Genomic DNA, 10,943 nt, shown 5'->3' with positions numbered 1-10,943 from the left:
CTGCATCGTTGGCGGCATCGCCTTGCACAAATGGGTTATAAAATGGCAGTAAATCGCCAGATGCACAGTTAAGGTTGGTGCCATCATAGTTTGCAAGGGTGCCGTCTGAGCATAGCTCACCGGTAATCGCAGCATGAAATTGGTAACGGTTATAAACACCATCAATGGCTTCTTGCTCTGAGCTTGAACGAGAGAAGGTAACGCCCGATTCCCAGCCCCAATCGCCAATATCCCCAGCAAGGCTACTTACTAAACGAAAGTTTTTAGTTTCTACTTCGACTGTGCGCGGAGCATTAAAGCGGGCATCAAAGCCAAAGCCATAAACTTCGCGACCAGCTTGTGTATAAAATGGGTCAATATACAATTGATCCATCAAGTCATTAGTACCGTCTTCATTATCATAAATAAATAATGCATCTTCTAAAATAAACGGACCATCATCGTCATTAATTTGGTTAATTGGCGAGGGGGATGAGTATGCTTTAGACTTGGTTTGGCTATAAAAGAAGTCAGTGTGCCAATCAAGTTCACCTACGGTGCTGTTAAACATAAAGCCGGTTGATAAACTTTCAAATGGCGTATCTAGGTAGTCATCTTGATTTGGGTAGTAGGCACAAATCTGTTCACCAAATTCAGTGGTGACTAGTTCCGTTTTACAATTTGGTGAAGCTAGTTCGTTGCCGTCACGACTACTGAAATAATAAATGTTAGGCGAATTTTCAAGCTTAGGTAAATACGAGTAGCCATTGACTAAAGATGGTGATGCTGTGTAATCACGATCGGTTGCTTTGAATGCGTTACGGTCAAAAATATCAGCAAACACGGTTAAGTTGCTGTCGCCAATTTTAGTACCATAAACTAGGTTTAATTGTTTTTTGCTTTCATCATGGCTGTTGAAGCTATCTGAAAAAGAGGTGTTTATTTCTGCACCTTCAAAGTCGTCTTTTAAAATATAGTTGATCACACCAGCTACAGCATCTGCGCCATAAACGGCCGAAGCACCGGTAGCTAAAATATCGATGCGCTCGATTGCGGCCAGTGGAATTGAGTTTACATCAACAAAGTTTTCAGTCCCTGCTGCAAATGAGCTTGGTGCAACGCGGCGTCCATTTATTAACGTAAGTGTCGCTGATGGGCCCATGCCACGTAGGCTTGCGGCAGATTGTCCGGCCGGTGTTGAGGTGGATGTACCACCGCTTTCTGAGGTGGAAAAGGTGCCGCTTCCCCCTTTAAAGACAGATAAATCCTTTAACAGTTCGTGAATAGTATTAGCACCAGAGCGCTTGATGGCGTCTTGATCTAATACGGTTAGTGGTATGGTTCCTTCAAGATCGACGCCTTTTAAACGTGATCCCGTTACTTCTACTCGTTCAATGTTTTCAGATTCAACATTTTCTTGTGCATACACAGAAGTGACAGGGCAAAGCGATGCGCTTATTGCCGCTGCAATAGTTAATTGACGAAACATGTTAATTTACCTTTTGTCTTATTCATGAGTCGAAACGTGCTTTAAATACAGCCGCTTGCTCATTTTTTTATTATGATTTTTCCAACCGAATAGAGGCAAAATTAAAAGCAGCCGCAAAGAACTGCAAAACTAATGTTAATTTAGTCTTTATTTGCTTTAAATTTGATTGGTATCAGACAGGGCTGTGATGTTTAGACACAGTTAGCCCCTCACGAGAATGTGAGGTGTGGCTACTCGTCAAACCACTCCGAAAGGTAGTGGGGAGAGTAGAAATATGTACAAAGCGATGTTGCGTTTTTAAACATAATTCCAATCCAAAAGGGTTTTGACAAAGCCCGCACTTGGGTGCTAGCTTACTCGCGATTTAAAAGTTCCTTATTTTTATAGCAAGCATAAAGGTTGACTGCAAGCTATTTCTTATCATTTTTTACATGAGTATAACATTATGGAAAACGTTCAAGGGCGATGTGTTGTCGGTAAATTTACAGGGCTTTTAGCTTCATTTTTAGTGTTTTTGTTGTCATATTCGGCGCATATTGATGCAAGCGAAACTCAGCAAACGTTAGTATTAATCGGTGGTGCATTAACGACGTGTTCAAGTATGAGCAGCCAAAACTGCGAAAATAAAACACAGCTCGAAGGTAAAAAAAGTAACCGTTATCACCTAACTGATAACGCGTTAAATAAAATAAAGTCACAATGGGTCAATAATAATGTTGATAATCGCAATAAAGTTTTGCAGCTTTTAGCAACTGTAGCAGTTCAGCATCCGAGTCAAATAGATAAAAGTACCCTATTGTGGACATGGCGAGATTTAGATAATGGGTTATTAAATAAATTAACGGATCAAGAATATAACTTTGTAATAGATACGCTAGAAGTACCGGTTATCGATGCTAATAATAAACGCGTAAAAGAAGCTGTAAATACGCAGATGAACGCAGTGCACGCAGCCAATGATATTTTAGATTTTGTTTCAGCAACAGCGAAAGTAAATGTTGAGCAACCTATTTTATTGGCGATAACCGCATCAAGTCGCGATCCCTATGAATCGGCTGATTTTTATGAGGGATTACTTAATTTTGATGGCATTGAAACACATTGGCTAGCACTTACCCCTGCACTTGCTCAGGCTATTACTGCGGGGCGCTGTGAGGATTTAGGAAGTATTCGTGAACAATCTATGCAGTTATTTAATCGTCAGCAGATTTACCCAGATCGCACCGATGCAGAGCAAGCATTGTGTGAGCAAGGGGTTGATAATCTTGTTAAAACGATTAACTCAGCGACAGGGATCATGCTCAATGGGGGAGATCAAAGTTTAACCCGTAAAGTGTTATATGACGAGAGCGGTAAAGCATACCCTTGGACGCAGGCTATCCGCACTCGGCCACTACTAGTAGGAACAAGTGCCGGCACGGCAATTCAAAGTGGTGGTAAAAATCAAGCTGGTAATGTGGCGATGATCACCAATGGCACTAGTTTATCAGCATTGCGTGAGGGGGCACATGCGGTGTCAGCACCGAGTGAGCGTTGTGGTGATGAGTGTAAAAAAGGTTTAACGGCAGATTCGCTGACTTATCAAGCTAATGGTGGCTTAGCTAGTTTTGATATGGGAATTTTAGATACCCACTTTAGTGAACGCGATCGTACCGCTCGTTTAGCAACATTACTTAAGGCTACAAAACAGCAGCATGGCTTTGGTATCGATGAAACAACCGCCTTGGTGGTGATTAACTCGGCGAAAACGCAGTTGATGACAGTTATAGGCAAAAATGGTGTGGTTTATTTGCATAACGTGCCAAATGAAGCGACTTTTCGCTATTCATACTGGCCAGCCGGTACTGTAATTGATATTACAGCAACAGGTTTTAAGCTTAATCAACGCACTCTCGATAACGTGTTGCCGGCAATAAAAATGCCGCCTTTGCCGATGCAGCGTTTTAGCAATATTTTAACGGATGCAAAGTTACGCTCATTAACTCAAGCGATGTGTTTGAGCCAAGATAAAACGGCGGTAGGCCAACAAGATGAGTTTTTAGTGACGCTTAACGCAAGTGAAAGTACTCAATATTATCGCTTGAATCCAACGAGTAATGGCTGTGCGGTTGCCCAGCTTAACGTGAGTATTACGACAATTCAGTAGGCTTTTTAGATAAGCTGCTTACACCCTAAGCAGCTTATTGCAAAAGTGATTATGTTATTTGCTTTTAATAACAGTTTCTGCCCTCATTGATGATCTTTATCTACTTCGTTTAAGTGCATTTTACTCGCTTTTTCAGCCCATCAGTTGCTCTGACTGCTCCCCCTTAGTCAAGCCTTTTTACAGCTCTTTACATACCCTTACATCTTTTAAAAATAATTCTCAATTAGCATTGGAAAATGCAATAAATTAATTTAGAATGATCGTTCATTCTAAATTAAGGGTAGTTAACATGCAGCGTTCTCGCGTCGTTCTTTTTACTGTTACCGCTTTGGCAAGTGCAGTTGCTTTATCCGGTTGCGATCAAACTCAGCAGGCGAGTGCGCCGGCTCAACAACCATCTCCAGTTGGCGTCATTACCTTAAAAAGCCAACCATTAACGCTCACTAAAGAGCTTCCTGGTCGTGTCACTGCATCGCAAGTGGCCGAAATTCGCCCGCAGGTGAATGGTATTGTGCAAACTCGCTTGTTTACTGAAGGCGCTGAAGTTAAAAAAGGTCAGGCTTTGTATCAAATAGATCCTTCGACATTTGAAGCGCAAGTTGCGACCAGTAAAGCGGCGATCACTAAAGCACAAGCAAGCATTGCTAATGCTAAAGCAAAGTCAGAGCGTTATTCAGAGCTGCTAGAAATAAAAGCAGTAAGCCAGCAAGATTATGACGAAGCAGATGCTAATTATAAAGGTGCTCAAGCGGACTTATTAACTGCGCAAGCACAGTTGAAAACAGCCCAAATTAATCTTAATTACAGTAAAGTTTTGTCGCCTATTAGCGGTCAAATTGGTAAATCTAATGTCACGGCCGGTGCCTTGGTTAGTGCGAACCAAGCAACGACATTAGCAACTGTCACCCAGCTTGATCCTATCTATGTTGACTTAACTCAATCGAGCAGTGAATTAACACGGTTGAAAAAAGCGATAGCCAACGGTGAGCTTGATAAAGACTTAGCAATCCATTCAGAAGTTGAACTAAAAATGGAAGATGGCTCAGTGTATCAACACAAAGGTACTTTACAGTTTTCTGAAGTGACAGTTGACCCAAGCACAGGCTCAGTAACCTTACGTGCTGAATTTCCAAACCCTGAAAAACTATTGCTGCCAGGTATGTATGTTAGAGCTGTGATCGTTGAAGGCGTAAAAGCAAACGCGATTTTAGCACCACAACGTGGTGTTAGCCGTAACACCAAAGGCGAGCCTACGGCGATGGTGGTGAGTAAAGAAAACACTGTTGAAGCACGGGTATTAAAAACTGACCGCACAGTCGGTGCTAATTGGTTAGTGACAAGTGGCTTAAATGATGGCGATCAATTGATTGTTGAAGGCTTACAAAAAATAGCCCCTGGCGCACCTGTTAATGCCGTGCCAGCCGAAACCGCAGCTAAAACTCAATAACGGAGTATTTTAATGTCACGATTTTTTATCGACAGGCCTATTTTTGCATGGGTACTGGCCATAGTGGTTATGTTGGCAGGTATACTGGCGATCAAAGGGCTACCCATTGCTCAGTATCCTGCGATTGCGCCGCCAGCAATTAGTATTCAAGCAAACTATCCTGGTGCGTCTGCACGCACACTAGAAGATACAGTAACGCAAGTTATTGAACAAAAGATGAAAGGCTTAGATGGCTTGTTGTACATGTCATCAACCTCTGAATCAAATGGCTCAGCTTCATTAACGCTGACGTTTGATGCTGATACTGACCCTGATATTGCACAAGTACAAGTGCAAAACAAACTCGCCTTAGCTACGCCATTGTTACCGCAAGAAGTGCAGCGTCAAGGTGTATCTGTGGCCAAATCTGCCCGTAACTTTTTAATGGTGGTGGGTTTTGTATCTGAAGATGGCAGCATGAATAACATCGACATTGGTGATTATGTTGCTTCCAATGTGCAGGATATTGTTTCGCGGGTAAATGGGGTAGGTGAAGTACAGCTGTTTGGCTCTCAGTATGCAATGCGTATCTGGCTTGACCCTAATATGCTGCAAAAATATAAACTGACTCCTGCTGATATTAGTGCATCAATCAGTGCGCAAAATGCGCAAGTATCTGCAGGGCAACTAGGCGCTCTTCCAGCTATCTCTGGTCAGCAGCTTAATGCCACCGTGACGGCGCAAAGCCGATTACAAACCCCTGATCAGTTCAGAGATATTTTTGTCAAAACCAACCCAGATGGCTCTGTTGTACGTTTAGGTGATGTTGCTAAAGTTGAACTCGGTGGTGAAAACTACGGTGTTGTAGCACGTTTTAATGGTAAGCCAGCCTCAGGCTTAGGGGTAAAACTGGCCAGCGGCGCAAACGCACTCGATACAGCAGCAGGTGTAAAAGCCGCACTAGCGGAACTAGAACCGTTTTTCCCTGAAGGCTTAGCCAGTGTTGTACCTTACGATACTACGCCATTCGTGTCTTTATCGATTGAAAAAGTAGTCAGTACATTAATTGAAGCGGTTGTGTTGGTATTTTTAGTTATGTATCTGTTTTTACAAAACTTTAGAGCAACATTAATTCCGACCATTGCAGTACCTGTGGTATTGCTCGGTACCTTTGCGGTGCTGCAAGTATTGGGCTATTCAATTAATACCTTAACCATGTTTGCCATGGTATTAGCTATCGGTTTACTCGTTGATGACGCCATCGTTGTGGTGGAAAACGTGGAACGGGTAATGACCGAAGAAAAGCTGTCACCGCTTGAAGCAACCCGCAAATCAATGGATGAGATCAAAGGTGCGTTGGTTGGTATTGCTATGGTGCTCTCGGCGGTATTTGTTCCTATGGCATTCTTTGCAGGCTCTACTGGGGTTATTTATCGTCAGTTCTCTGTGACCTTAGTAACAGCGATGAGTTTATCTGTGCTAGTGGCACTTATTTTAACACCGGCACTGTGTGCAACGATGTTAAAACCAAGTCATGTACATAATAACAAATCATTGTTTGGCCGCTTCTTTATCGGTTTTAATCGTGGTTTTGATAAAACCAATAACGGCGCGCAAAGCTTTGTTGGCCGCATGATCAAACACAGTAAACGTTATTTATTGTGTTATGGCTTAATTGTTGGCGGCATGATTTTTATCTTCTCTCAATTGCCTTCTGCATTTTTACCCGATGAAGACCAAGGTATCTTATTTAACCAAATAAGTTTACCTGCAGGTGCGACAACGGAGCAGACATTAAAAGTTGTTGAGAAAATGGAAAAGCATTTCCTAGAAGATCAATCAGAAGCGGTACGTTCAGTATTTAGTGTTACGGGCTTTAGTTTTGCAGGGTCTGGTCAAAATGCGGCAATTGGCTTTGTTGGCTTGAAGCATTGGGATGAACGTCAACGTGACGATTTATCTGTCGGTGCGGTTGCAGGTAAAGCAATGGGCTATTTCTCAACGATTAAAGAAGCCTTTGTATTTGCCTTTCCACCCCCTGCAGTTGTAGAACTGGGTACAGCTAATGGTTTTACCTTATTTTTACAAGACAGGGTTGGACTTGGTCACGATAAACTATTAGAAGCGCGTAATATGTTGCTTGGTATGGCTGCACAAAGCCCTGTACTTGCAGGCGTACGCCCTAATGGTCAAGAAGACAAGCCAGAACTTGAGTTGGATATTGATTTAGCAAAAGCAGAAGCGTTGGGCCTGAAACAAGCTGATATTAATAATACCTTGTCTACAGCTTGGGGTAGTAGCTATGTAAATGACTTTATTGACCGTGGTCGAGTGAAAAAAGTTTACCTGCAAGGCAAGCCTGAATCACGTATGGCACCTGAGGACTTAGACAAATGGTACGTACGTAACAGCAGTGGTGAAATGGTGCCATTTACTGCGTTTGCTCAGTCATATTGGACTTACGGCTCGCCTCGTCTTGAGCGTTATAACGGTTTTTCAGCGATGGAAATTCAAGGTTCAGCAGCGCCAGATTACAGTACCGGCCAAGCCATGGATGAAATGGAAAAACTGGTTAAACAATTGCCGCCAGGTATTGCGTTTGAGTGGACAGGTATTTCATACGAAGAGCGTTTAAGCGGCGGTCAAGCGCCATTGTTATATGCGCTGTCGTTGTTAGTGGTGTTTTTATGTTTAGCAGCGCTTTATGAAAGTTGGTCTGTTCCGGCTGCGGTTATGATGATTGTACCTTTAGGTGTATTTGGTGCGGCGATGGCAGCCTTTGTCGCTAATTTATCGAATGATATTTACCTACAAGTGGGCTTATTAACGACCATCGGGCTTGCATCTAAAAATGCTATTTTGATTGTGGAATTTGCGATCCACAAAATGGATGAAGGAATGGGCTTAGTGGAAGCTGCAATTGCTGCAGTACGGTTACGACTACGACCTATCATGATGACATCTATGGCGTTTATTTGCGGCGTATTACCACTGGCTATTGCATCAAGTGCCGGTTCTGGTGCGCAAAATGCGCTGGGTATCTCAGTCATTGGTGGCACACTCGCATCATCAATTATTGTGGTGGTGTTTGTACCATTATTTTTTGTATTGGTAAGACGTGTGTTTCCTGGTAAACATGCGCAAGCTAAGCAGGAGCAGTCGTAATGAAATTTAAAACGCTGAGTTTGGCAACGTTAAGTGTACTGGTGTTAAGTGCGTGTCAAATGGCTCCTGAGCTTGAAGACATTCAACTACCAGTACCTGATAGTTATGCAGTTCAGGGCGAGCAAGGCAATATTGCTGATTTAAACTGGCAGCAGTTTTTTGCCAATGAAAAACTGCAAAGCTTAATTGAATTAACGCTGCAACATAATAAAGACATTAAACTGGCTGCACTTAATGTGCAGCAAGTGCGTGCGCTTTATCAAATTGAGGATTCTGCGTTATATCCTGCAATTGATTTTTCAGCATCGGGCAATCGTCAGCGCGTGCCTGCTGATTTATCATCAACGGGGAATGCCCAAATTACTCAAAGCTATTCTGCAACCGTTGGTATGACGGCATATGAGTTGGATTTATGGGGTAAAATTCGTAATCAATCGGATCAAGCTCTGCAAACTTTATATGCGTCAGAGCAAGCACAAACCAGTGTGAAAATTAGCTTAATTTCAGAGTTGGTGAATGCATGGCTTAATTATGCCGCTGATAAAGAGCAATTAGCGCTGGCGATGGAAACGCTTAAGAGTCAGCAAGAATCTCTAACGCTCACCGAAAAAACCTATGCATTGGGGGCGGCATCAAAGCTAACCCTAGCGCAAATTCAAAGCACGGTTGCGACCGCGAAAGTGGATATTGCGAATTATCAGCGCTTATTAAAGCGTGATAAAAATGCCTTGGATTTATTAGTCGGTCAATCGGTGACGACACAATTACTGCCTGTTGAGAGCTTAGATGAAGTATTAAACTTTCCAACAGTGCCTGTTGGCTTGCCGTCAGAGTTACTTGAACAACGCCCTGATATTAAAGCCGCTGAATTTAAACTACTTGCGGCGAATGCCAATATTGGCGTGGCTAAGGCTGCATTTTTTCCGAGCATCAGTTTAACAGCTAATGCAGGAAGCGCCTCGAGTGAACTTGATAATTTGTTTTCCGGCGGAACGGGCACATGGAGTTTTATTCCATCCATTAACTTGCCTATTTTCAATATGGGTCGAAATCAAGCTAATTTAGATGTCGCACAAACGCAGCAACAAATAGCACTGACCACGTATGAGCAAACCATTCAACAAGCGTTCAAAGAAGTGTCTGATGCGCTGGTGGATCGCCAAGGTTATATGGAGCAGCTAAAAGCACTTGAAGAGTTATACAGTAGTAACCAAACATCTTTTACGCTCTCGGAAGCGCGTTTTGATAAAGGTGCTGATAGCTATTTACAAGTCCTAGATGCACAACGTAACTGGGTGAGTGCCGGGCAGCAGTTGATCCGTGGTAAGCAAGCATATATTGCAAGTCAAATTAATCTGTATAAAGCGGTTGGTGGTGGTTGGCAGCGACCTGCGCAGCCCAGTGAATAACGGTTAAAGCTTGCCGTTAGCTATTTTATCGCTAGTTTATAAAGTTCTTTGTTGTAACGCACAGGGTCAGTGGTTAAGATCATGTAAACTAGCGATAACGATTAGGTTAAAAGAAAAGCGATGCTTTTCGCAAGTACCTGGCAGGAATACATGAAAGAAAAATCGAAAAGACAAACCGATCCCGCATTGGCGCAGGCTCGGCGTGATCAAGTGTTATGTGCGGCAGCAGATTGCTTTCGCCGTAAAGGCTATCACGGTGCTGGAATGGCTGAAATATCAAAGACCGCAGGGATGAGTGCAGGCCATATCTATAATTATTTTGCCAGTAAAGAAGCTATAATAGAATCGATCATCGAACGGGATATGGAAAAGATGTTTTCTGTCTTTCAAGAGTTTGAAGATCAACCCGGTGATTTAGTAACGGTGTTACTCGATGGTTTAGACCATGGTGTAGATCATCACACCGATGTAACTCAAGGGGCACTTGATTTAGAGATGTTTGCAGAAACAGCTCGTAACGATAAGGTTGCCGCGCAACTGCGAAAGTCAGATTGTTATGCAAGGCAGAAAATGCGCGATCTGTTACTCAGTGAACGCAGTTTGATTAAGGATCTCAGTGCAATTGAAATTGAAAGTCGCATTGAAGTCATGTTTGCCATGATGGGCGGACTAACATTACGCAAAACCCTCAATCCTACCTTAGATAAAGCAACCATTTTACTAGCGCTGCGCCCTGCAATGCGGGTTCTTTTGGTCCCTTTCTCTGATAGTAAATAAAAGTGGGCTGATTATGATCAGCCCAATTTTTAATCTTTTTAAATCCGCTCCAAAGACCATTGCACCGCGATTAATGCGATGACTAATGAGCCCGCTGGCATCACCCATTTTTGATACCAAGCGTAGTTTCTAGCCCAAATAAGTACCGGTAGGGCAACAACTAAGATAGCGAGCTGGCCTATTTCTACTCCTAAATTAAATGCTAATACGCTAAGTAATTGATAATCGCTTGATAAGCCCAGTTCGCCTAACACGCTGGCAAAGCCCATGCCATGCAATAAACCAAACGCAAATGTTACCCAACCCAATCGGATCACCAAAGGCCAAATATTGTTAAGTGCTGCAAATAACACGGATATGGCGATGCCTAACTCAACCCAGCGACTATTCGGCGAGACAAGTTGCATAGCCGTTGCTGTAAGTGTAATTGAATGGGCTAAGGTGAAGGCGGTGACTATCCATGCGGTTTGCTTAAAAATGGTGGCTTTTGATTCTATTCCTTGCCATTTACTGGTTTTTCTAACTAATACGCAGGTTAGTAACAGAGCAATT

At 42.8% G+C, this 10,943-nt stretch carries 7 protein-coding genes; 5 read left to right on the top strand and 2 right to left on the bottom strand.

Going from position 1 to position 10,943, the window contains the following annotated elements:
• On the bottom strand, nucleotides 1–1,468 hold a 1,468-nt coding region (locus tag V7783_RS20520), incomplete at its 3' end, for a TonB-dependent receptor plug domain-containing protein (protein ID WP_335680314.1).
• Between the two features lie 445 nt (nucleotides 1,469–1,913).
• Here V7783_RS20520 and V7783_RS20515 point away from each other — a divergent pair.
• The 5 genes from V7783_RS20515 (at nucleotide 1,914) to V7783_RS20495 (ending at nucleotide 10,391) form a co-directional block, all read left to right on the top strand.
• On the top strand, nucleotides 1,914–3,614 hold the full coding sequence (locus tag V7783_RS20515) for a cyanophycinase (RefSeq protein ID WP_335680313.1): 1,701 nt from the start codon (nucleotides 1,914–1,916) through the stop codon (nucleotides 3,612–3,614).
• A gap of 289 nt (nucleotides 3,615–3,903) precedes the next feature.
• Complete coding sequence (locus tag V7783_RS20510; protein WP_335680312.1) at nucleotides 3,904–5,061, top strand: efflux RND transporter periplasmic adaptor subunit; 1,158 nt, start codon at nucleotides 3,904–3,906, stop codon at nucleotides 5,059–5,061.
• A 12-nt stretch (nucleotides 5,062–5,073) separates the two neighbouring features.
• Entirely contained in the window at nucleotides 5,074–8,205 is a 3,132-nt protein-coding gene (locus V7783_RS20505; protein WP_335680311.1) for an efflux RND transporter permease subunit, read from the top strand.
• The gene (locus V7783_RS20500) at nucleotides 8,205–9,614 is read left to right on the top strand and encodes an efflux transporter outer membrane subunit (protein WP_335680310.1); all 1,410 of its coding nucleotides are present in this window, start codon (nucleotides 8,205–8,207) and stop codon (nucleotides 9,612–9,614) included. The genes V7783_RS20505 and V7783_RS20500 overlap by 1 nt, the downstream gene beginning before the upstream one ends.
• Before the next feature lie 150 nt (nucleotides 9,615–9,764).
• The gene (locus V7783_RS20495; RefSeq protein WP_064665306.1) at nucleotides 9,765–10,391 is read left to right on the top strand and encodes a TetR/AcrR family transcriptional regulator; all 627 of its coding nucleotides are present in this window, start codon (nucleotides 9,765–9,767) and stop codon (nucleotides 10,389–10,391) included.
• Nucleotides 10,392–10,429: 38 nt separating this feature from the next.
• On the opposite strand, the gene V7783_RS20490 is transcribed toward V7783_RS20495, so the two are convergent.
• The coding region (locus tag V7783_RS20490) for a HupE/UreJ family protein (protein ID WP_335680309.1) at nucleotides 10,430–10,943 on the bottom strand (514 nt) is incomplete at its 5' end.

Origin of the sequence: Pseudoalteromonas sp., assembly GCF_036960685.1 — a bacterium.
Lineage (GTDB): Bacteria > Pseudomonadota > Gammaproteobacteria > Enterobacterales > Alteromonadaceae > Pseudoalteromonas.
This window is presented reverse-complemented; position numbering and strand designations above follow the sequence as displayed.